Source organism: Ornithinicoccus hortensis (assembly GCF_006716185.1).
Taxonomy (GTDB): domain Bacteria; phylum Actinomycetota; class Actinomycetes; order Actinomycetales; family Dermatophilaceae; genus Ornithinicoccus; species Ornithinicoccus hortensis.
This window is the reverse complement of sequence record NZ_VFOP01000001.1, coordinates 537,924-559,134: the sequence shown is the minus strand read 5'-3', so window position 1 is coordinate 559,134 and position 21,211 is coordinate 537,924. Positions and strand designations below refer to the sequence as shown.

Sequence of the window (21,211 nt, the reverse complement as noted above, 5' to 3'; positions counted from 1 at the left end):
TCATGGGTTTCATTGACACACTGTTGATCCCGTTCTACTGGTTCAACTCGGCCATCCTGGTCGGCGTCGAGTGGCTGCTCACCAGGCTCGGGATGTCCGACACGAGCGGGTGGACCTGGGCGCTTTCGATCGTCGGCCTGGTCATCGTGCTCCGCGTGCTGCTGATGCCGTTGTTCGTCAAGCAGATCCGTTCCCAGCGCCGGATGCAGATGCTGCAGCCGGAGCTCATGAAGATCCAGCAGAAGTACAAGGGGAAGAAAGACGAGGCGTCGCGCAAGGCGATGACCGAGGAGAGCTTCGCTCTCTACAAGAAGCACGGCACCAACCCGTTCTCCTCCTGTCTGCCGATCCTGATGCAGATGCCGTTCTTCTTCGCCCTCTTCCGCATCCTGAACACGGTGCCGGGTGTGGCGGACGGCACGCACGACCCGCAGGGGATGTGGTCCCAGGAGCTGGCCCAAAAGCTGGCCGCCTCTGACATCTTCGGCGCCTCGCTGACCTCCAGTTTCCTGCACAGCAACGACGGTCCCGCCAAGGTCCTTGCCGTGGTGCTCATCATCGCGATGTCGGTGACCACGTTCACCACCCAGCACCAACTGATGCGCAAGAACATGCCGGCCGCGGCACTGGACAACCCGATGGCGCGGCAGCAGAAGATGCTGCTCTACGCCCTGCCGCTGATCTTCGCGGTGTCCGGTGTCAACTTCCCGATCGGTGTGCTCATCTACTGGACCACCACCAATCTGTGGAGCATGGGCCAGCAGTTCTACGTGATCCGCGCGATGCCGGCCCCGGGGTCCCCGGCCGAGAAGGCCCGGGAGGCCCGCCGCCTGGCCAAGGGCAAGCCGGTGGACAAGGTGCAGCTGTCGACCGTCGAGGGTGACGACGCCACCGCCACCGCGGCCGCCTCCACCACCCGTCCCCGACCGCAGGGCGGCCAGCGGGTCCAGCCGCGCAGCAAGAAGCGCACCAAGGGCAAGGGCAACAACCGACCCAAGGGTCGATAGCCCCAGGTCCGGACACCAGTTCGATCTCTTTCTTTCTCGTGAGCGGCCGTCGGCCGCCCCCACCACAGGAGTTCAGATGAGCACACCCGCCGAGACCAGCCAGGACGACGTCCAGGACACCGCGACCGACGCCACCAGCGAGACGGAGGCGGCTGCCGAGCAGGCGCATCACGTGACGACGACCGCCGAAGAAGCCGGCGCGACGGACGCTTCCGTCTCCACCGAGGCCACCGAGGGCACCGACGCCGCCGACGTCGCCGACGTCGCCGACGCCGCCGACGTCGCTGACGGTCCGGATGCCACGGACACGACCGAGGGCACCGAGGTCGCGCCGAGGCGGCGGCCCAGCCGCAAGGTGGCCGAGCTCGAGCGGGAGGGCGAGATCGCTGCCGACTTCCTTGAGACGCTGCTGGACATCGCCGACCTCGACGGCGACCTGGAGGTCGATGTCGAGGCCGACCGGGCGGCCGTCGCGATCGTCGACTCCGAGGACGGTCCTGCGCCGCAGCGACTCGTCGGCAAGGAGGCGGCCGTCCTGGAGGCACTGCAGGAGTTGACCCGACTCGCCGTGCAGGCCGAGACCGGGGAGCGCAGCCGGCTGATGCTCGACATCGCAGGGCACCGCGCCGCGCGCCGCGCCGCCCTGGTCGAGCAGGCCCGGCAGGTGATCGGTGAGGTCAAGAACTCCGGTGGGCGCCAGGAGCTGGAGCCGATGACCGCCTTCGAGCGCAAGGTGGTCCACGACGAGGTCCTGGCCGCCGGCCTGACCTCGGAGTCCGAGGGTGACGAGCCGAACCGTTACGTCGTCGTCCTGCCCGCCGACTGACCGGCCTCCGGCCACCGCACGTTCCACGTGAAAGAGGACGACCCTGCCGCGCAGCAGCGGCGCGAACCGGCACCGGCACCGCCGACCGCTGCTCGGTCGGTCTTCGGGGACCACCTCGACGTGGCGGTCCGGTATGCCGAACTGCTGGCCGACTCCGGGGTATCCCACGGACTCATCGGCCCGCGTGAGACGCCGCGTCTGTGGGACCGGCACCTGGTGAACTGCGCCGTGGTCGAGTCCGTGCTGCCCTACCGGACGCGACTCATCGACGTCGGCTCGGGAGCGGGCCTGCCAGGCCTGGTGCTGGCGATCGCCCGCCCGGACCTCGACGTGACCCTGGTGGAGCCGATGCTGCGTCGCACGACCTGGCTCGAGGGGACCATCGCAGAGCTGGGACTCGGCAACGTCTCGGTGCACCGTGGTCGCGCCCAGGAACTGTGGGGACGGCTGCGCGCTCCGGTGGTGACCGCGCGGGCCGTGGCCAAACTCGGTGAGTTGGCCGGCTGGTGCCTGCCGTTGGTGGAACCCCACGGCAGGGTGCTGGCGCTCAAGGGGGCCTCGGCCACGGAGGAACTGGCGGCCGACCTGGCGCTGTTGGAGCGCCTCGGAGTCCAGCAGTCGCGCGTCATCACCCTGGGCGAAGACCTGGTCGACACCCCGACGCGGGTAGTCGAACTGACCGTGGGGGAAACGGTGCCCCGGCCCCGCCAGGGCGGTGGTGGGAAGAACCGGAAGGGAAAGGGCCGTGGCGGACGCCGGAAGTCAGGCGGCGATGGGCGATGATGGGCGGGAGATGACTTCGACAACCCATCACCTATCCGCCACCCATGAGGTCCAGGTCCACCAAGGCCTCGGGTGGCCCGGCAGGACGTCCCCGGACTCCACTCCTATCGGCTGGCCCGTTCCGCAGCATTCGTCGGACCCTACTGGCGATGTTTCCCGTGAAACACCGGTCGACAAGGAGACGCAGGAGCCGACTGAAAGCCCCGTCCCGGCTCCCGATGTTTCACGGGAAACATCCGCGGCGCCCCAGAAGGTGGCGGAGGAGGCCCCCTCGATCCAGGGTGACCCCGTCGACCTGACGGGTTCACCCCTGGCCCGTGCGCTCGCCGACGAGGGACGGCGCCGTCGGGCCCTGTCCACCCGGACCGTCCCGCGGCCGAGTCACACCCGCGTCTTCACGGTGGCCAACCAGAAGGGCGGGGTCGGCAAGACGACGTCGGCGGTGAACCTGGCCGCGGCGCTCGGACAGTCCGGCCTGCGGGTCCTGGTCATCGACATGGACCCTCAGGGCAACGCGAGCACCGCGCTCGGCGTGCCCCACTCGACGGGGACGTCCGGGGTCTACGACGTGTTGCTCGACGGGGTGCCGATGCAGGACGTCGTCACTGTCAGTCCTTCTGTCCCGCAAGTGAGTTGCCTACCCGCCACGATCGACCTGGCGGGCGCCGAGATCGAGCTGGTGCCGCTGGTGGCCCGTGAGGCCCGGCTGCGCAAGGCGCTGCACGCCTACCTGGACTCGCTGCCTGCTGCGGAGCGGGTCGACTACGTCTTCATCGACTGTCCGCCCAGTCTGGGGCTACTCACCGTGAACGCGTTCGTCGCCGCGGACGAGGTGCTGATCCCGATCCAGTGCGAGTACTACGCCCTCGAGGGACTGAGCCAACTGCTCACCAACATCGAGATGATCCGGGAGCACCTGAACCCCGGACTTCGGGTCAGCAACATCCTGCTCACCATGTATGACGCGCGCACCAAGTTGTCCGCCCAGGTGGCCGACGAGGTGCGGGAGCACTTCCCGCAGCAGGTGCTGGCCACCTCGATCCCCCGCTCGGTGCGGATCAGCGAGGCGCCGAGCCACGGCGAGACCGTGATCACCTACGACCCCGCGAGCAGCGGTGCCCTGTGCTACCTGGAAGCGGCCGCCGAGCTGGCCGACACCGGCGAAGAGAGGAACTCGGCATGAGCGATCGACGACGTGGCCTGGGGCGGGGGCTCGGGGCGCTGATCCCGCCGGCTCCCACCGGGGCCCGGCCCAGCGACTTGTTCTTCCCCCGCGACTCCGACGGGGCGAGCGTTGTGCGGCAGGAGGATCCCGACCAGCGCGCCGCCGTGGACAACGCTTCGCCGGAACCCACCTCGACGCCGGCGGCGGAGAAGGAAGAGGGTCCCGCCCAGCAGGACGGGGACCTGGCCCCGGTGCCGGGTGCCGAGTTCCGCGAGATCCCGGTGGACCTGGTGGACGCCAACCCGCGCCAGCCCCGCCAGGTCTTCGACGAGGACGAACTGGCCGAGCTCGAGCAGAGCGTCCGGGAGATCGGCGTGCTGCAACCGGTCGTCGTGCGTCGGGTCGCCGATGAGCAGGGGCAGGAACGCTACGAACTCGTCATGGGCGAGCGACGGCTCCGGGCGAGCCGCATGGCCGGCGCCGCCACCATCCCGGCCATCATCCGGGAGACCGGGGACGATGTCCTGCTGCGGGACGCGCTGCTGGAGAACCTGCACCGCAGCCAGCTGAACCCGCTGGAGGAGGCGGCGGCCTACCAGCAGCTGCTGGAGGACTTCGGTTGCACCCAAGAGGAACTGGCCCGCCGGATCGGCCGCTCCCGCCCGCAGATCAGCAACACGATCCGGCTGCTCAAGCTCCCGCCGCTGGTGCAGCGCCGGGTGGCCTCGGGGGTCCTCAGCGCCGGTCACGCCCGCGCGTTGCTCGGGCTGCCCGACGGGGCTGCGATGGAGCGCCTGGCGCAGCGGATCGTGGCGGAGGGCCTCTCCGTCCGCTCCGTGGAGGAGATCGTGCTGCTCGGGGAACAGCAGGCTCCCACCCGGCGCGCCACCAGGAGCCGGGAGCCACGACCCGAGCTGGACGAGGCCGCGGCCCGGCTCGCCGACCGCCTGGACACCCGGGTATCGATCGCGATGGGCAAACGCAAGGGTCGGGTCACCGTGGAGTTCGCCTCGATCGAGGACCTGGACCGCATCCTGGACCTGTTGGGGTCACAGCCGTCCTGACCGCCGTTGCACGTGAAACGCGTGCGGCGGGACAGCAAACGGCCCGCTCCGGTTGTGGACAACCGGAGCGGGCCGCGCTCAGAGCGTGTGGATAACCTGTGGATCAGGCTCCGAGGAACTGGTCCAGCTCACGGATCAGCTTCTGCTTCGGCAGCGCCCCGGTGATGGACTTCACGACCTCGCCGCCCTGGTAGACGTTCATGGTCGGGATGCCGGTGATCCCGTAGCGCGCGGTCACCTGGGGGTTCTCATCGGTGTTCAGCTTCACGATGGTCAGCTTGTCGCCGTGCTCCTCGGAGATCTCCTCCAGGATGGGAGCGACCATCTTGCACGGGCCACACCACGGGGCCCAGAAGTCCACGAGGACGGGCTTGTCGTGGTCGAGGACGTCGGCCTGGAAGTCGGCGTCGTTCGTGTGCTTGGTGGCCATGTGGGGATCCTTCCGGTTGCTGTTGTCGTGCCCTGAAGGGCGTGAATCTTGTTGTCGTTCAGTAAATTCGATCAGTTGGACAGGCTTGTGGCGGCCAGTGCCGGCTGCTGGGCATCGAGCGTGGCCAGGTAGCGCTCCGCGTCGAGGGCGGCCGAGCAGCCACTGCCCGCGGCGGTGATCGCCTGGCGGTAGGTGTGGTCGACGAGGTCGCCGCAGGCGAAGACGCCCGGCAGGTTGGTGGCGGTCGTGCGCCCCTGGACCAGGACGTAGCCCTCGGCGTCGGTCTCGACCTGTCCGCGGACGAGTTCGCTACGCGGGTCGTGCCCGATAGCGACGAACAGGCCCGTGGTGGCCAGGTCGCGGGTCTGCCCGGTCTGGGTGTCCCGCACCGTCAGGCCGGTGAGCTTCGGGTCACCGTGCAGGGCCGCGACCTCGCTGTTCCAGGCGAATCTGATCTTGTCGTCGGCCTCGGCACGTTCGGCCATGATCTTGCTGGCGCGCAGGGAGTCTCGACGGTGCAGGACGGTAACCGACTTGGCGAACCGGGTCAGGAAGGTCGCTTCCTCCATGGCCGAGTCGCCCCCGCCGACGACGACGATGTCCTGGTCCCGGAAGAACGCGCCGTCGCAGGTGGCACACCACGAGACGCCGTGGCCGGAGAGGCGCTGCTCGTCCGGCAGGCCGAGCTCCTTGTAGGCCGACCCCATCGCCAGGATGACGGTGCGGGCCCGGTGGACCTGGCCGGCCGCGTCGGTCACCAGCTTGATCTCGCCGGTGAGGTCCAGCTCGGCGACGTCCTCGCGCTCCAGGGTGGCCCCGAACCGCTCGGCCTGACCACGCATGGCGAACATCAGCTCCGGACCCATGATGCCGTCCTCGAAGCCGGGGAAGTTCTCCACGTCCGTGGTGTTCATCAGGGCACCGCCGGCCGTGACGGACCCCTCGAACACCAGCGGTGCGAGGTTGGCCCGGGCCGTGTAGATGGCGGCCGTGTATCCCGCGGGGCCGGACCCCACGATGATCACGTCGCGCACGGTGTCCGAGGTGGTCTGCACATGCTCTGTGCTCACGCGGTCAACTCCCGGTCTCTTGACGATCGACACGAGCCGTCGCGGGACGGCCCGTGTGCAGTGCTCGGATACGCAGATCCTACGTTGATCCGAACAGCGTGTCCGCCGGTGTTGTTCCCCGGGAGGGTCAGGGGATGACCGAGGGGCCCTGCAGGATCTCACCCTCGCCGGTGGAGCAGGAGGGGTCGAGCGCCCAGGCGATCCGGTTCGGCTCGGTCTGCAGGGCCAACACTACGGGATCCCCGTCGAGTGACCCCTCCGTGAGCACCAGCGTGGCGTCGTCCGGCACTGCGTTGCCCAGGGCCTGGGCGCACCCGGCCAGGACGGAGGCGGACCCGCTCTCGGTGACGGGCGAGGCCGAGTACCAGCGGCTGACGTCGGCCGCGAAGTCGGTCGAGGACAGGGCGACCTCGCCGGAGGCGAAGCCCAGGGTCAGTCCCCTACCCGCCTGGTCCCCCCCGGCAGCCCCCATCGTCGGGGCCGCTGCGTCGTCCTCGTCCGCCGCACCCAGCGGCGGCGGCTCCGCCATGGCCCCCTCGTCGCCTTCCGCGGCGGTGCTGCCGTCGGCTGCACCCTCGTCGGCCGCTCCGACGTCCGCCTGGACACCGCCTTCCTGGTCTCGCGAGTTGCTGTTGCCCACGTCTGCCGAGATCCCGGAACCGCCCCCGTCACCGGGGCCGAAGACCTGCGTGGAGACGACCGTAGCGACGACGGCCAGTCCGGCGGCCGCGCCCAGGTAGGTCAGCGTGCGCATCGGTCGACGGCGGTGCCGCTCGGCGGCCAGCGAGATGACGTCGGGGCCGCTGGTCGGCCCGAAGGCCGACTGCTGCTCCCGGCGCTCCTGCTCCTCCTGGAGGCTGGCGCTGATCCGGGCGAACACGGTGTCCGGCATGGGACCGGGGTCCGGCAGGGAGGACAGCAACGCCCGCACACCCGTGGGGTCGTTCTCGACCTGGGCGTCGTCGTCGTGTTCTGCGGTACTCACCGCGTCCTCCGTCCTGCGTGATCGTCCATCGTGGAGCAGGGTGCAATGCGCCCTACAGGGTTATGACGTCTGATTGCCCTGACGGGTTCCCTGCGACCTGCCACCGACCTGGACGACCCTGTGGAGGTGCTCACGGCAGGCCCAGCAACTCGGCCATGGCGGCCCGTCCGCGGGCGCACCGCGACTTGATCGTGCCGTCGGCGACGTCGAGCACGCTGGCCGCCTCGGCGACGCTCATGCCGTGCATGTCGACCAGGACCAGTGCCATCCGCTGTCCTTCGGGCAGCTTGGCCAGGGCTTCCTGGATGTCCAGGCGCACCTCGACGCTGGCGTGGTGGTCCCGGGTCTCCACCACGTCGGTGTCCCCGAGCTCGACGGTCGGCTTGATCCGGCGCAACCGGTCCAGGCAGGCGTTGACCACGATCCGGTGCAGCCAGGTGGTGACGGCTGCGTCGCCGCGGAAGGACTCGGCCCGGCGGAAGGCGTTGAGGAACCCGTCCTGCACGGCGTCGGCAGCGAGTTCGGGGTCGCGGGTGGTGCGCAGCGCCACGGCCCACATCCGGTCCTTGTGGCGGCGGAACAACTCACCGAAGGCGTCGGGATCGCCGTCCTTGTGCAGCTGCAGGAGGTCGGCATCCGGCGTCTGGGAGATGTCGGCGGTCATGGTCACAGGGGCCTCACTGCACCGTAACCTCGGAGACCTGCGCCACCTCGCCGTTGGGACCCGTCCACGCACGGTCGAACCAGACGATCACATACCGCCCGGTCACCGGCTCGTCGGCGGTGAGCTCCCAGGTCCCCGACGCGCTGTCGTCCGACCCGAGGCTGGTGCCACCCTCGTCGGTCGGCTCGTCGTTGACGAAGACCTCGGCACCGTAGTCGCCCTCGGGGAAGAGCACCGTCACCTCGCTGACCGGGACCTCCTCGCCGAGGTCGATGGCCAGACCGACACCGTCCTTCAGGTTGCCCCAGTTGGCGGCGGTGTACCAGTACGAACGCCAGAACGTGCTGTCGTCGCCGTCCACCGCGTCGGGCGCGAGGTCGGACTTCTCGTCGCCGCCGAAGTGGTCGAACCCGCTCGCGCCGACGGCCTCGTAGGGCTCGTCGTTGGCCGGGGCGGAGGTGGTCGTCTCCTCCGGTTCCTCGGTGGTCGGGGCCGTGTCGTCCGTCGGCGTCGACGTGGCAGGTGCGGTCGGGGCCGCGGGGGAGGGGTCGTCGTCTCCCCCGGAGAAGAACCCGCTGAACGCGCTGACCGCCACGACCACGGCGATGGCGACCACCCCGAGCAGGAGCAGCAGGACCAGGCCGGTCTGGCTCCCGGGCGGTTGGTCCTCGCGGACCCCCGGCGGCAGCGTCCGGTCCGGGCCCGTCGCGGCGCCGAAGCCGTCGTAGTCGTCGTAGCCCTCGTCGTCGGGGTCCGGGTCGTCCGCGTCGGGCCCGGTGGCGCCGGCAGCGCCCGCGGCACCGCGGGGCCGGAAGTAGGAGGGGTCCGCGGGTTCGTTGCCGCCCGCAGGGGTCTCGTCATGGACCGGGCCGGGTTGGGCCGCCGTGGCAGCGGCGGACGCACCCGCCGTCCCCACCAGGGCCGCCTCGGCGCCGCCCCCGCTGACCGGGGCGTCCGGCCCGGTCGGGCCCGTGGCGGCGACCGGCTCGGTCGCCCACGGGGAGAGCTGACGGGCGAGCTCCCCGGGGGTCTGCGGTCCCTCCCGGTGGTCGTAGGAGGCGTCCAGCATGGCGCGGCACAGGGCGTCCAAGTCGCCCGGGACGCCGGCGACGACCTCGGAGGGAGCGGGCAGCGAGCCGTCGTCCGACCGGTGGGCGCTGCGCAGCCCCTCCATGTCCTCCCCGGGCCACCGACCGGTGAGACCGGTGTAGAGCAGCGACACCAAGTCCCCGGTGTCGATCAGGGACGCCTCGACGGCCGGGATCTCCTCGGTCTGCTCCAGCGCCGCGGCGACCGCCACCCCGGAGACCTTGATGACGCCCTCCCGGGTGCGCAGGACGGCGTGCGGGGACAGGTACAGGTGGTGCAGCCCGCGCCGGCGCGCGGCCTCCATTCCGCTGGCGGCCTCGCCGATGATGCGGCGGGCCTCCTCGGCGGGCAACGGACGGTTGGCGACGAGGGAGGCCAGGGACTCGGACTCGGCCAGGCCCTCCTCGACGATCCAGCACATGCCGTCGTCCAGGCCGACGTCGAGCACCCGGACGAGGCGGGAGTCATCCACCCCGGCGGTGCGGCGGGCACCGTCGAGCACGGCGTGGGCCATCTGTTCGTGCTCACCGTCGGCGGGCAGCAGGGTGACGGCCACCAGGCGCTCGAGGGTGCTGTCGTGGGCGGACCAGTACTCGAGGGAGTCGCCACGGCTGGCGAGCAGCTCCTCGAGGACGTACCGACCGCCCAGGGCGGTGCCGGACTCGATCCCCCGCAAGCCGTGCTCCTTCCGCTGTTCCGGACTCCCGGCAGGGTCTGTCGGGAACTGGTCGTCGGGCGCCGGGGCGGCGTCCGAGGTGCCGTCCGGCGCGGGGTCGACCTGCTCGGTCACCTCTGCCGGGTTCGGGTTTGCGGCTAAGACTAGTCCCGCGGGCGCCTCCACCGCGTCCGGCGCGGCGGGACCGCCCCGACCCCGTCCCAACCTGCGGAGCAGGGGAGCGACCGCCTCGGCGAGCTCGGTGATGCCCAGTCGGTGCGCGACCAGGGCGTAGCAGCCGAAGTAGAGCAGGCCCCCGACCCCCAGCACGACGACGTGCCGGAGCACGCCGTCCAACGCCATGGAGCCACCCCAGATGACCAGCAGGGTGGGGACCGCGGCGACCGCCGCGGCGATCATGGCGGACAGGTAGGTGGTCCGGACCCGGCCCAACGGGGCGGTGCCCAGACGCCGGCGCACCCAGCGCACCCCGAGGACGGCGGCGGCCGCCTGGCCCAGGCTCTGCCCCAACCCGATCACCACGGCCGCCCAGGTCGCGGGGACGGTGAGCGCGAGCAGGGTGCCGGCGATCGCCACGACACTGATCGCGATCTGCAGGTCGAACGGGGTCCTGCCGTCCTGGTAGGAGTGGAAGATCCGGGTGGACAGGATGTACACGGCATACGGGGGCAGGCCCACCAGCAGGCTCATCGTCACGTATGCAGTGGCGATCGTCTCGGCGGGCTCGTTGCGGAACAGCAGCACCCCGGTCATCGCCGGGGCCAGCAGGAACATCGCCACGGAGATCGGGATGATGACCGCGCCGAGCAACCGCAGCCCGTGGGCGTACTGCAGCCGCAGGGCGGGGACGTCGTCCACGGCGGCGGACCGGGACATCTGCGTGAACATGGCGGTGACCAGGGACAACGTCACGAGCGAGTGCGGCAGCATGAAGAACAGGAAGGCGTTCTCGTAGATGATCTTGCCGGGCACGTCGTCGCCCTGGTTGCTCACCCAGTTGAGCACGTTGGTGGTCAGCCACATGCCGAGCTGGGAGACCGCGATCACCGCGAGGGTCCACAGTGCCAGGCGGGAGGTCGCTCCGAGCCCGACCCCGCGGAAGCCCCACCGGGGGCGGTAGCGGAACCCGCTGGCGCGGACCGGTTGCACCAGCACCGCGGCCTGGCAGACGACCCCCAGGGTGGCGGTGCCGCCGAGCCACCAGATCATCGAGGACGTCCACTCCCCGGGCGGGGTGTTCCGGGCCTCCGGGTAGAGCATCGTGAAGACCACCAGGCCGGCGATCGCCACCACGTTGTTGACGACCGGGGCCCACATGAACCAGCCGAACCGCTCCTGGGAGCTCAGGATCTGGCCGAGCAAGGTGTAGAGGCCGTAGAACAGCACCTGGGGCAGGCAGAGGTAGGCGAAGGCGACCGACAGCGCCAACTGGTCGCCGCTCCACGACCAGGCGTAGAACTTGGTGAGCACTGCGGCGCCAGCGGTGACCACGACCGTGATCCCGATCAGGGCCACCAGCATCAGGGTGATCAGCCGGTCGGTGAGGTCCTGGCCCTTGGCCCCCAGGGTCGCGGCCCGGGTCAGTTGGGGCACCAGGACCACGTTGAGCACCCCGCCGGCCAACAGGATGTAGATCGTGTTGGGCAGCGTGTTGGCGGTCTGCCAGGCGTTGCCGGCCGGTCCCAGCAGACCGATGGCGCCCGCGAGGAGCGCCACCCGGATCAGGCCCAGGACCCGCGAGACCAGTGTCCCGGAGGCCATGACCGCGCTGTGCCGGGCCAGCGAGGCCGAGCTGTGCCCCCCCGTCTGGGGGGCAGGCTCCCCGGTCGGGGGCGGGGTGTCCCTGCCCGGTGTCGGGTCGTTGCTCACTCAGTGCTCCGTGCTGCGTTCGTCCGTGCCATCGCCGTCCCCATCAGTCGTCTGCGGCGTCGCCGCCCCCTGGGCGCCCGACCGCCGCGGACGCAGCGCACGCCAAACACCCAGCACCAGAATGATCCCTGCTACGCCGCCCAAAACCCAATAGATCCATACCCCGGTCGGCCGCACGTTGACGCGCATCAGCTGTTGGTCGGCCAGCATGGTCCCGCTCGGCGTGCTCAGTTCGGTCTCCACCTCGACCTCGCCCGACGCGAGCGCGCGGGCCCGGAACTGCACCGTTGCGCGGCTGGAGGGCCCGATCTGGATCGGTTCGGGCTGCTCCACGATCCGTAGCCTCGGGTTGCGGGGTCGCACGGTCAGGGTGAGGTCGCTGACAGTGACCGGCAGCTCGTTGACCACGGTGATCTGGATGAGGCCTTCGTCGGCGAGGAAGTTGATCGTGGTCGGGTTCACGTGGATGCCGTCGACGATCTCCGTGGAGAGCGCCTGTGCGGCCAGCAGCGGCTCGGTCCACCCGCCCTCGTTGAACCGCCAGCGGACCGAGTAGAGCTGGTCCAGCACGCCGTCCCAGCTCCGTGCCCCCGCCACACCCTCCGGCACCACCTCGCCGACGCCGGCCAGGGTGGCCCGCGTCTCTTCCACGAGGTCGATCCGGGCGGTGGTCAATGGACTGGACGGGGTGCTCGGGTAGGCGCCCGGGTCCTCCTCCGTCGTGCCCTCGCCGTCGGGAGCCGCGGGCACGAGCCGGGTCTGCCCGTCCTGCGACCCGGCGTCCTCTACCAGGTCCTGCAGCGGCACGGCCTGCGCCCAGGGCAGGTCGGCGGTGGCTCCGTAGAGGGCGCCCAACGCCTCCGGGGACACGCCGTGGTTGCGGGGCAGCGCGATCAGCAGGCTGCGCTCGGCGGCCGGTTGTTCCTGGTAGAGCGCCAGCAGCTCGGCGATCAACCGCTGGCTGACCACGCCCGAGCCGTCCGCGGAGTCGACACCGGCCACCATCGCGCTGAGCCGCTCGTCGAAGCCGAGCAGGGCGGTCCCGTCGGGATGCACCGAGACGGCGTCACCGAGCAACGCCCGGTCGCCCGTGACCGAGCTCCCCGGGACCACCGCGCCGGCCAACGGCGCGGTCTCCTCCGGCGTACCCCCCTCGGAGGTGGCGGACGCCCAGACCGCGGACAGGGCGGCGAGGGTGTCCTCGGTCACCGTGTCGAGGGCGGGCCAGGCGATGTTGTGCCGACCGGTGGCCAGCAGCTCGGCCGCACCGTCCGCCGGGGGGTTGCTGCGGCGGGACAACGGCGCGATCTCCTCCGGGGTCATGCCCAGGTCGAGCAGCGCCACCAGGTCGAGGTCACCGGCCGGGAGCCACCACAGCCGGTCCGGGTCGACCTCGCCGATCGCCCGCCGGAGTCCGGCCCCGTCCTCGGGGGTCCCCGGGACCTCAGGGGCGGTCCCCGGAGCCTCGGTGGTGGTGTCGTCGTCCTCGGCGGGAGGGTCCGTGTCGGGTCCTGTCTCGGTGGCAGGGGCACCGTCCCCCGGGGGCTGGGTGGCGGCCGGGTCGGTGGCCTGCCCTGCTGCGGTGGGGGACCCGGTCGCCGATGGTCCGGTTGCCGACGGCTCAGTCGTCGGGGACTCGGTCGTCGGGGACTCGGTCGTCGGTGACTCAGTCGCCGAGGGGCCGGTCGTCTCGCCCGGGGGCTCCTCCTCGGTCCCCTCGCCGGTGTCCTCGGGCGGGGCGAGGGTCGGGACGGGTGCGGGAGGGGACACCAGGGCCGGGTCGACCAGGAAGGTGACCGCGGTGCCGGCCAGCTCGGAGAGCAGGCGGCGGGTCGCCGAGTCGGGGCCCGTGGCGGCGGTCCAGGCGGCCTCGCGAGTCGCGGCATCGGAGGACAGCAGGTCGGGCGTCGGGGGCAGGGTGACCGGCACCAGCCAGGACACCCGGATCGGGCGGTATTCCTCGCCGGTCTGGGCGTCCCAGGGCAGGAAGCTCCGCAGCCCGCCGACCACCTCCCCGGTCGCCGGCGCACCGTCCTCCCCGGTGCCGGCGACCGCCTCGACGCGCAGTGGCAGGGTGGCGAACCCGAACGGCGGGGCGAGCGCCTCCTCGTCCACCACCGTCCGGAAGTTCACCACGGCGCCGGGCGCCAGGTCGGCCTCGATCCTTGCTTCCCCGACCACCAGGGGGGTGTCGACGGACTCCCCGAGATCGCCGTCGGCCCACCCGGCAACGGCGGTCGGGGTGTCCAGGCCCCGGTATGCCGTGCTGACCCGCACCGTGTCCACGCGCACCGGCTGCTCGGTCACGTTGCGGATCGTGCCGGTGACGGTGAGCTCGGTGTCGGGGCCGGCCACGGCCGGGTCAATCGCGTCCAGCGCGACCTCGATCGGGACGCCATCGGGTGGAACCGCCCGTGCCGGCGCCGGTGCGACGGCCAGGGCCGACCACACGACGGCCAGCACCGTGACCAGCACCAGCAGCGAGGTCAGGGCGGGACCGCGGCGGGCCGGTCCGGCGGCCGGGGAAGGGGTGGTCACGGGAGGGTGTCCGCGGTCAGGCGGTCCCGGCCAGGCGTTGCCAGGCCACCTGGGCGATCCGTCGCTCGTTGGGGAAGGTGAGCTGCTCGTGGACGCTGTCCAGCGGGTACCAGACCGCGTCGATGGCCTCCTGGTCCGGATCGCCGTCGACGGTGAGCTCGCCCCCGGTCGCCTCGAGCAGGTAGTGATGCACCATCTTGTGGATCCGGTGCTCCGGGGTGGAGAACCAGTACTCGACGGTCCCCAGGGTCACCAGCACACGGCCAATGATGCCGGTCTCCTCGGCGACCTCGCGCTCCGCGGTCTGTTCCAGGGTCTCGCCAGGCTCGACGTGGCCCTTCGGGAGGCACCACTCGATCCGTCCCGCCCGGTTGCGGCGGGCGATGATCGCGATCCGGGCCCGACCCTCGTGGACGTCGATGACCACCCCGCCCGCGGACGTCTCCTGCACCGCCGGCAGCCTGTGCTGCCAGCGGCCGGGCCGCTGCGACGTGGTCATCCTCCTCACTCTAGCCAGCCCGGTCCCGCGGTCCTGGGAGGCCGGGCCAGCCACACGGCATACCCTTGACCATCGTGTCCACCACCTCTTCGCCCGAGCTGCTCGCCCGCGCCGTGCGCCACCTGGCGCCGGTGCTGCCCGTCCTGACCGAGCTGGGCGAGAGGTTCGCGGCCGCGGGCCACGAGTTGGCGCTCGTCGGCGGCCCCGTGCGGGACGCCTTCCTGAGCCGGCAGTCCCCGGACCTGGACTTCACCACCTCGGCCCGTCCCGAGCAGATCGAGCAGGTACTCACCGGCTGGGTCGACCACCTGTGGGACGTTGGCCGGGACTTCGGCACGATCGGCGGTCGGCGCGGGGACCTGGTGGTGGAGGTCACCACCTTCCGGGCCGACGCCTACGACCCGGAGTCGCGCAAGCCCGTCGTCGCCTTCGGCGACAACCTCACCGACGACCTGGTCCGCCGCGACTTCACGGTCAACGCGATGGCGTTGCGGCTGCCGCAGGTGGAGTTCACCGACCCGCACGACGGCCTGGCCGACCTCGCCGAGGGCGTGCTGCGCACCCCGCACACCCCGGAGATCAGCTTCTCCGACGACCCGCTGCGGATGATGCGTGCGGCCCGGTTCGTGTCCCAGCTGGGCTTCGTCCTCGATCCCGCCGTGCAGACCGCGATGACCGAGATGGCCGGGCGGCTGGACATCGTCTCCGCCGAGCGGGTCCGGGACGAGCTGAGCAGGTTGCTGCTCGGGGCCCACCCCCGCGCCGGGCTGGAGGTCATGGTCGCGACCGGTCTGGCCGACCGGGTGCTGCCGGAGCTGCCGGCGCTCAAGCTCGAGCTGGACGAGCACCACCGCCACAAGGACGTCTACGAGCACTCCCTGATCGTGCTGGAGCAGGCGATCGACCTGGAGGACCCGCCCGGTGCCGACGGCCCGGACGCGGTGCCCGGACCCGACCTGGTGCTGCGGCTGGCGGCCCTGCTGCACGACATCGGCAAGCCCGCGACGCGTCGGTTCGAGCCCGGGGGCGGGGTGAGCTTCCACCACCACGAGGTCGTCGGTGCCAAGCTGGCGCGGGCCCGGCTGCGTGCGTTGCGCTACGACAAGGACACCGTGAAGGCGGTCACCCGACTGGTCGAGCTGCACCTGCGGTTCCACGGCTACGGCACGGGGGAGTGGACCGACTCCGCGGTCCGCCGCTACATCACCGACGCCGGGCCGCTGCTGGGGCGGCTGCACAAGCTGACCCGGTCCGACTGCACCACCCGCAACCGCCGCAAGGCCGAGCGGCTGGCCCGCAGCTACGACGGCCTCGAGGAGCGGATCGACCGGCTCCGGGAGCAGGAGGAGCTGGCGGCCGTCCGTCCCGAGCTCAACGGCAACGAGATCGCCGAGGTCCTCGGGATCCCGCCCGGCCCGGTGCTGGGCCGTGCCTACAAGCACCTGCTGGCGGTCCGGCTCGACCAGGGCCCCATCGGCCGGGAGGCCGCCGAGTCCGAGCTGCGCCGCTGGTGGGAGGAGCAGCCGGAGTCGACCGACGACGGTATGCCCGGGGCCGGGTCCCGACCCGCCGACCGGGCGGGCGACAATGGCGCCTGACGACAGCCCCGAGGCAGAGGATGTGGTGACGTGCGCCAGATCGTGGTGACCGAGCAGGGTGGACCGGAGAACCTGGTCCTGCAGGAGTTCGAGCCGGCCGAGCCCGGTCCCGGGCAGGTCCGGGTCGAGCTGGCCGCGGCGGGCGTCAACTTCATCGACATCTACCAGCGGTCCGGTACCTACCCGATGCAGACCCCGTTCGTGTCCGGGTCGGAGGGCGCGGGCACCGTCTCGGCCGTGGGTGAGGGCGTCACCGACGTCGCCGTGGGCGACCGCGTGGCGTGGGCGATGGTGCCGGGCACCGGGTACACCGAGTCGGCCGTGCTCCCGGCGGAGCGGGTCGTGCCCGTCCCCGACGGGGTGGACCTCGAGCTCGCGGCCGCGGCCATGCTGCAGGGGATGACCGCCCACTACCTGGTGACCGACACCTTCCCGGCCGCCGACGGGCACACCGCCCTGGTCCATGCCGCCGCGGGCGGGGTCGGCCTGCTGCTGTGCCAGTTGCTGTCCGCCAAGGGGGTGCGGGTCATCGGCACCACCTCCACCGAGGAGAAGGCCGAGCTGGCCCGTGCCGCCGGGGCCGACGAGATCATCTTCTACCGCGACGCCGACGTGGCGGCCGAGGTCCGGCGGCTCACCGACGGGGCTGGGGTCGACGTCGTCTACGACGGGATCGGCAAGACCACCTTCGACGGATCGCTGGACTCGCTGCGGCCGCGGGGGACCATGGTGCTCTTCGGCGGCGCCAGCGGCCCGGTGCCGCCGCTCGACCCGCAGGTGCTCAACGCCAAGGGCTCGCTCTTCCTTACTCGCCCCTCCCTGGCCCACTACCTGCTGGACCGGGCCGAGCTGGAGGAGCGGGCCGCGGCGGTGCTCGGCGCGGTCGCCGACGGCAGCCTCGACATCCGGGTCGGGCAGCGCTATCCGCTCGCCGAGGCCGCCCGGGCGCAGACCGACCTGGAGTCCGGGACGACAACCGGCAAGTTGGTGCTCGTGCCCTGATCCGGCGCCGCCGGGTGGCATGCTGGTGCGGTGCCGACCCGACGCTGGCCGTGGTTCACCCCGTTCCTGGTCCTCCTCGTGGTGGTGGGGGCCGCGCTCGTCCTGCGTACGGTGACCTACCAGGCCTCGGCGACCCTGGAGGTCGCTGAGGGCACCCCCGCAACCCACGTCGTCGACCGGGTCGAGGACCCAGCACTGGTCGAGGGGGTGCTCGCGGGGATGCGGGCCGATGCCCCGCTGACGGACCAGGTAGCGGTGGAGGCAGCGGTGCTGTCCGGACCCGAGGACGGGGCCGGTGACAGCCGCGTCCTGGTAGAGGCGAGCCATCCCGACCCGCGCTTCGCCTCGGCAGTCGCCGACGGCACGGCGGCCACGGTCGCCGAGGACGGCGGCGGCGTCTCGGTCGCCGGCTTCTCCGAGGTCCCGACCGTGCCGGACGGCCCCCGCCCGGCCCTGCTCCTCCTCGGGGGCGCCATCGCGGCGTGGGTGGTGGCCTTCCTCGGCACCACCCTGCTCGGCGCGGCCCGGCAGCGACGGGTCGTCCGCCGGTGACGGGGGGCGCCGCGGCGGCGACCAGCCACCGGTCCCGGTTCCGCAAGGACATCGAGGGACTGCGCGCCATCTCGGTGCTGGCCGTCCTGCTCTGGCACGCGGGACTGCCCTGGCTGCCCGGCGGGTATGTCGGCGTCGACGTCTTCTTCGTCATCTCCGGCTATCTGATGACCACCATCCTGGTGGGCGAGGCGGAGCGGGAGGGCACCATCGCGCTGTCCCGCTTCTACGCCCGCAGGGCCAGGCGGTTGCTGCCCGCCGCGCTGAGTGCGCTGCTCGGCACCGCGCTGTTGACCCTGACGCTGCTGCCCTCGGGGCGGTGGGGGCAGATCGGCGCCGACATCGTCGCCAGCGCCGCCTACGTCGTGAACTGGACCCTGGCCGGGGGGTCGGTCGACTATCTGGCCCAGGAGGAGGCCCCCAGCCCGCTCCAGCACTTCTGGTCACTCGCCGTGGAGGAACAGTTCTACCTGGTCTGGCCGCTGCTCCTCCTCGCCCTCGTGGCGCTCGCCCGCAGGCGTGGCCGCGCCGACCGGGTGCGGGGCTACGCCTGGGCGCTCACGGTGCTCGTCTTCGCCGTGTCGCTCGCCCTCTCGGTGCACCTCACCGCGACCAGCTCGGCCTCGGCGTACTTCGTCACCCACACCCGGGCCTGGGAGCTCGCGCTCGGTGGGTTCGTCGCGCTGGGAGCGGGTCTCTGGCCCCGGCTGCGACCGGCCCTCGCCGCCACGGCCGGCTGGATCGGCCTGGCCCTGGTCCTCTGGTCGATCGCCACCTTCTCCTCGGCCACGCCGTTCCCCGGGTGGCACGCCCTGCTGCCGACGGTCGGCGCCGCGCTGATCCTGGTCGCCGGCCCCGCGGCCGGACCGACCGGGCCGGTAGCCGTCCTCGCACCGGCCCCGATGCAGTTCACCGGGCGGATCTCCTACAGCCTCTACCTGTGGCACTGGCCGTTCGTGGTCGTCGCGCTGGAACTCTTCGGCACCGGGCACGACGTGCGGATCCGCTACGGGTTGCTGGCGGTCGCCGTCTCGGTGGTCCCCGCCTGGCTGTCCTGGAAGTATGTCGAGGAGCCGGTCCGGCTGGCGGGCGTGGGACTGGACCGCGGCAGGTGGACGGCCCGCTCGCTCCGGCTCGGACTGAACTGTTCCCTGGTCGGGGTGGTCGCCGGGCTGACCCTGCAGCTGGCCACCTGGCCGGTGCCGCCGCAGGAGGAGCCGACCTGGGCGGTGTCGCCCGTGGTGCAGACCCAGCGCGACCCGTTCGGGGCGATGCTGCTCGGGGCGGACCCCACGGCATCCCCGGAGGGGAAGCCGGTCGACGACCCCGGGCCCACCAACCCGCCGCTGGATGCGGTGGCGGCCGACCAGCCGGCGTTCATCCCCCAGGGCTGCAACGCCGACCTGTTGGACGTCGAGGTCGGCGAGTGCCTCGCCGGCGACCCGGACGCCGACACCCTGGTGGTCGTCGTGGGCGACTCCCACGCCGGCCAGTGGAACCCGGCGCTGGACTCGCTGGGCCACACGCACGGCTGGCGGGTGGTGACGATGATGAAGTCCTCCTGCCCGTTCGCGCCCGGGCTGGAGTTCACCCGGGCCGGTGAGTCGGGCACCTACTGGCAGTGCACGCAGTGGAACGAGGGCGTCCAGGACCGGATCGAGGAGCTGCAGCCCGACCTGGTCCTGGCCTCGAACGCCCGCTACCCGATGGACGGGGCCGAGCTCGCCGTGGCGATGGCGCGCGGCGCCGACTTCCTGGCCGAGCAGGAGATCCCGTTCGTGGTGCTGCGGGACACCCCGCGGCCGCAGGAGAACATGGCCGACTGCGTACTGGCCCACCCGACCCGGATGACGGCGTGCGCCTTCCCGCGGGAGCAGGCGCTGGAGCAGTCGGGGAGGGGCCAGGCCGAGCTGATCGAGCTCCGCCCGGAGGTGCCGCTCATCGACCTCACCGACTACATCTGCCCCGGCGACCGGTGTCCCGCGGTGATCGGTGGCGTAGCGGTCTTCCGCGACTCCAACCACCTGAGCAACACCTACGTCTCGAGCCTGACCCCCGCGCTGGAGGATGCCCTGGTGCCGCTCGTGGAGGAGTCCACCGGGACCCGGTGACGGTGCCGGGTCCGAGCGGGCCGGGACTCCCAGACCTGGTAGCAGACCCACGCCAGGGCGGCCATCCGCAGCAGGATGAACAACGAGTAGGTGCTCCCGGGCAACCCCTTGCCCGGGTCGGACGCGAAGCCGATGTGCAGCCACACCATGACGAAGTGCAGGATCTCCGCGCCCGCCCAGATCAGGTGGTCCCGCCAGCGGATGGCCGATAGCGCCAGCACCGGGAGCACCCACAACCCGGCCTGCACCGGCACCGCCTTGGCGGTGAGGAAGAGCACCAGCAGCATGGGGGCCGCGAGCTGGGCGATGCCCGGGCGGCGCCGGTGCCGGCCCAGATAGGCACCCAGCACCGGGGCCAGCAGGAAGCCGGCCACCGCGACTCCGGTCGCCACACCGGGGAGCAGCGGGTGCTGGTGCAGCTGGGGGACCAGGGCCAGTGCGCCGTAGCCCGGAGCCGACAGCCACCAGCTCCGCAGCGGCAGCAGGACGCTGTCGCCGAACAGCACGTAGAGCGATGCCCCCAGGACGAAGACGGTCAGCAGGGCGCCGCCCAGCATCCGGGCCACGTCCGGCCGCCGGTCCTCCCGCCAGCCGACCAGGGCGGCCGCCACGAGGAAGACCACGGCATACGGGCGGACCAGCAGCGCGAGGGCGAACAGTGCGCCGGCCCACCCGGGTGTGCGACGCTTCCAGGCCCACAACGCCACCAGCGCCAGGGCCACGCCGGCCAGGTCCACCGAGACCAGGGCCAGGACCACCAGGGCCGGGCTCGCCGTGAGGTGCGCTGCCTGCCAGGGGCGGCGCGGCCGCAGCGCGACCACCGCCAGCCCGCCGGCCGCGAGCAGCAGTACCGCCAGGACCGCCCAGATCCCCAGCACCCACTGCTGGGCACCGACCCCGGTCCCCGCCTGCGGGGTGACCAGGCTGACCAGCCACATGACGAGGGCGGAGCCCAGCGGCTGGTCCAGCGGTGGGTCGGTGAGCGGGAACTGCCGTCCGGCCAGACCCGTGGTGACGTGCAGCACCGGGAGGTCGGAGTAGCAGGCCCGCCAGAACTGGTCCGGGTTGACCCAGCCCTTGGTGAGGCAGTGACCCTTCTGCCAGACGCCGAGGGCGATCATCGCCGCCGCCCACGCGATGACCGCGGCCACGACCCCGGCGAGGCCGCGGCCGCCGATCACGGCATACCGCCCCGCCGGGCCGCCGATGATCCCCGAGGCGAGGGCGACCACCCGGTCGCGCCGCGAGGGCACGGCATACGGGGGTGCGGGCATGGGCAGGAG

17 protein-coding genes are annotated in these 21,211 nt (G+C 72.0%); 9 read left to right on the top strand and 8 right to left on the bottom strand.

All coding sequences use genetic code 11. The features are described from left to right. Nucleotides 1–2 precede the first annotated feature (2 nt). From yidC to FB467_RS02510, 5 genes are all read left to right on the top strand, one after another. Nucleotides 3–1,007 carry a membrane protein insertase YidC gene (gene yidC, locus FB467_RS02530; RefSeq protein WP_141783696.1) on the top strand — a complete coding sequence of 335 codons (1,005 nt, stop codon included), beginning with the start codon at nt 3–5 and terminating at the stop codon, nt 1,005–1,007. Between the two features lie 76 nt (nt 1,008–1,083). Beyond that, nucleotides 1,084–1,833: a Jag family protein gene (locus FB467_RS02525; protein ID WP_141783695.1), complete on the top strand. Its 750-nt coding sequence runs from the start codon at nt 1,084–1,086 to the stop codon at nt 1,831–1,833. Nucleotides 1,834–1,860: 27 nt separating this feature from the next. After that, a complete protein-coding gene (gene rsmG, locus FB467_RS02520; protein ID WP_141783694.1) occupies nt 1,861–2,616 on the top strand; it encodes a 16S rRNA (guanine(527)-N(7))-methyltransferase RsmG in 756 nt (251 codons plus the stop codon). Between the two features lie 253 nt (nt 2,617–2,869). Next, entirely contained in the window at nt 2,870–3,799 is a 930-nt protein-coding gene (locus tag FB467_RS02515; RefSeq protein WP_280525424.1) for a ParA family protein, read from the top strand. Next, a complete protein-coding gene (locus FB467_RS02510) occupies nt 3,796–4,845 on the top strand; it encodes a ParB/RepB/Spo0J family partition protein (RefSeq protein WP_141783692.1) in 1,050 nt (349 codons plus the stop codon). Before FB467_RS02515 ends, FB467_RS02510 begins: the two co-directional genes overlap by 4 nt. Before the next feature lie 103 nt (nt 4,846–4,948). Here the strand turns inward: FB467_RS02510 and trxA are convergent, their stop codons facing one another. The 7 genes from trxA to FB467_RS02475 all read right to left on the bottom strand — a co-directional run bounded on the left by trxA (nt 4,949) and on the right by FB467_RS02475 (nt 14,665). Continuing rightward, nucleotides 4,949–5,275, bottom strand: coding sequence for a thioredoxin (gene trxA / locus FB467_RS02505; RefSeq protein ID WP_141783691.1), 327 nt, complete (start codon nt 5,273–5,275; stop codon nt 4,949–4,951). Between the two features lie 71 nt (nt 5,276–5,346). Then, nucleotides 5,347–6,345: a thioredoxin-disulfide reductase gene (gene trxB, locus FB467_RS02500; RefSeq protein WP_228393456.1), complete on the bottom strand. Its 999-nt coding sequence runs from the start codon at nt 6,343–6,345 to the stop codon at nt 5,347–5,349. A 127-nt stretch (nt 6,346–6,472) separates the two neighbouring features. Further along, nucleotides 6,473–7,330: a hypothetical protein gene (locus tag FB467_RS02495; protein ID WP_141783690.1), complete on the bottom strand. Its 858-nt coding sequence runs from the start codon at nt 7,328–7,330 to the stop codon at nt 6,473–6,475. Nucleotides 7,331–7,460: 130 nt separating this feature from the next. Continuing rightward, nucleotides 7,461–7,994 carry an RNA polymerase sigma factor SigM gene (gene sigM, locus FB467_RS02490; RefSeq protein WP_141786429.1) on the bottom strand — a complete coding sequence of 178 codons (534 nt, stop codon included), beginning with the start codon at nt 7,992–7,994 and terminating at the stop codon, nt 7,461–7,463. Nucleotides 7,995–8,007: 13 nt separating this feature from the next. Further along, the gene (gene murJ, locus FB467_RS02485; RefSeq protein WP_141783689.1) at nt 8,008–11,628 is read right to left on the bottom strand and encodes a murein biosynthesis integral membrane protein MurJ; all 3,621 of its coding nucleotides are present in this window, start codon (nt 11,626–11,628) and stop codon (nt 8,008–8,010) included. Beyond that, nucleotides 11,629–14,166, bottom strand: a complete 2,538-nt coding sequence (locus FB467_RS02480) for a DUF6049 family protein (RefSeq protein WP_141783688.1) — start codon at nt 14,164–14,166, stop codon at nt 11,629–11,631. It abuts the gene before it with no gap. 16 nt (nt 14,167–14,182) lie between these two features. Then, a complete protein-coding gene (locus FB467_RS02475; protein ID WP_141783687.1) occupies nt 14,183–14,665 on the bottom strand; it encodes an NUDIX hydrolase in 483 nt (160 codons plus the stop codon). A 74-nt stretch (nt 14,666–14,739) separates the two neighbouring features. Here FB467_RS02475 and FB467_RS02470 point away from each other — a divergent pair, with 74 nt between their 5' ends. Genes FB467_RS02470 through FB467_RS02455 form a run of 4 tightly spaced genes read left to right on the top strand, consistent with a single transcriptional unit; the run spans nt 14,740 to nt 19,928 of the window. Beyond that, complete coding sequence (locus FB467_RS02470; protein WP_141783686.1) at nt 14,740–16,263, top strand: CCA tRNA nucleotidyltransferase; 1,524 nt, start codon at nt 14,740–14,742, stop codon at nt 16,261–16,263. 30 nt (nt 16,264–16,293) lie between these two features. Continuing rightward, entirely contained in the window at nt 16,294–17,265 is a 972-nt protein-coding gene (locus FB467_RS02465; RefSeq protein ID WP_141783685.1) for a quinone oxidoreductase family protein, read from the top strand. Between the two features lie 30 nt (nt 17,266–17,295). Beyond that, a complete protein-coding gene (locus tag FB467_RS02460; RefSeq protein ID WP_141783684.1) occupies nt 17,296–17,817 on the top strand; it encodes a hypothetical protein in 522 nt (173 codons plus the stop codon). Continuing rightward, nucleotides 17,814–19,928, top strand: a complete 2,115-nt coding sequence (locus FB467_RS02455) for an acyltransferase family protein (protein WP_170230527.1) — start codon at nt 17,814–17,816, stop codon at nt 19,926–19,928. Before FB467_RS02460 ends, FB467_RS02455 begins: the two co-directional genes overlap by 4 nt. On the opposite strand, the gene FB467_RS02450 is transcribed toward FB467_RS02455, so the two are convergent. Beyond that, complete coding sequence (locus FB467_RS02450) at nt 19,853–21,202, bottom strand: hypothetical protein (protein ID WP_141783682.1); 1,350 nt, start codon at nt 21,200–21,202, stop codon at nt 19,853–19,855. The two genes, FB467_RS02455 and FB467_RS02450, sit on opposite strands and share 76 nt — an antisense overlap. Nucleotides 21,203–21,211: the final 9 nt, after the last annotated feature.

Excerpts from the sequence above, each read along its gene's own strand:
- FB467_RS02475 (WP_141783687.1), bottom strand. The coding sequence starts at position 14,665 with ATGACCACGTCGCAGCGGCCCGGCCGCTGGCAGCACAGGCTGCCGGCG.
- trxA (WP_141783691.1), bottom strand. The coding sequence starts at position 5,275 with ATGGCCACCAAGCACACGAACGACGCCGACTTCCAGGCCGACGTCCTC.
- FB467_RS02525 (WP_141783695.1), top strand. The coding sequence starts at position 1,084 with ATGAGCACACCCGCCGAGACCAGCCAGGACGACGTCCAGGACACCGCG.
- FB467_RS02450 (WP_141783682.1), bottom strand. The coding sequence starts at position 21,202 with ATGCCCGCACCCCCGTATGCCGTGCCCTCGCGGCGCGACCGGGTGGTC.
- yidC (WP_141783696.1), top strand. The coding sequence starts at position 3 with ATGGGTTTCATTGACACACTGTTGATCCCGTTCTACTGGTTCAACTCG.
- FB467_RS02510 (WP_141783692.1), top strand. The coding sequence starts at position 3,796 with ATGAGCGATCGACGACGTGGCCTGGGGCGGGGGCTCGGGGCGCTGATC.
- sigM (WP_141786429.1), bottom strand. The coding sequence starts at position 7,994 with ATGACCGCCGACATCTCCCAGACGCCGGATGCCGACCTCCTGCAGCTG.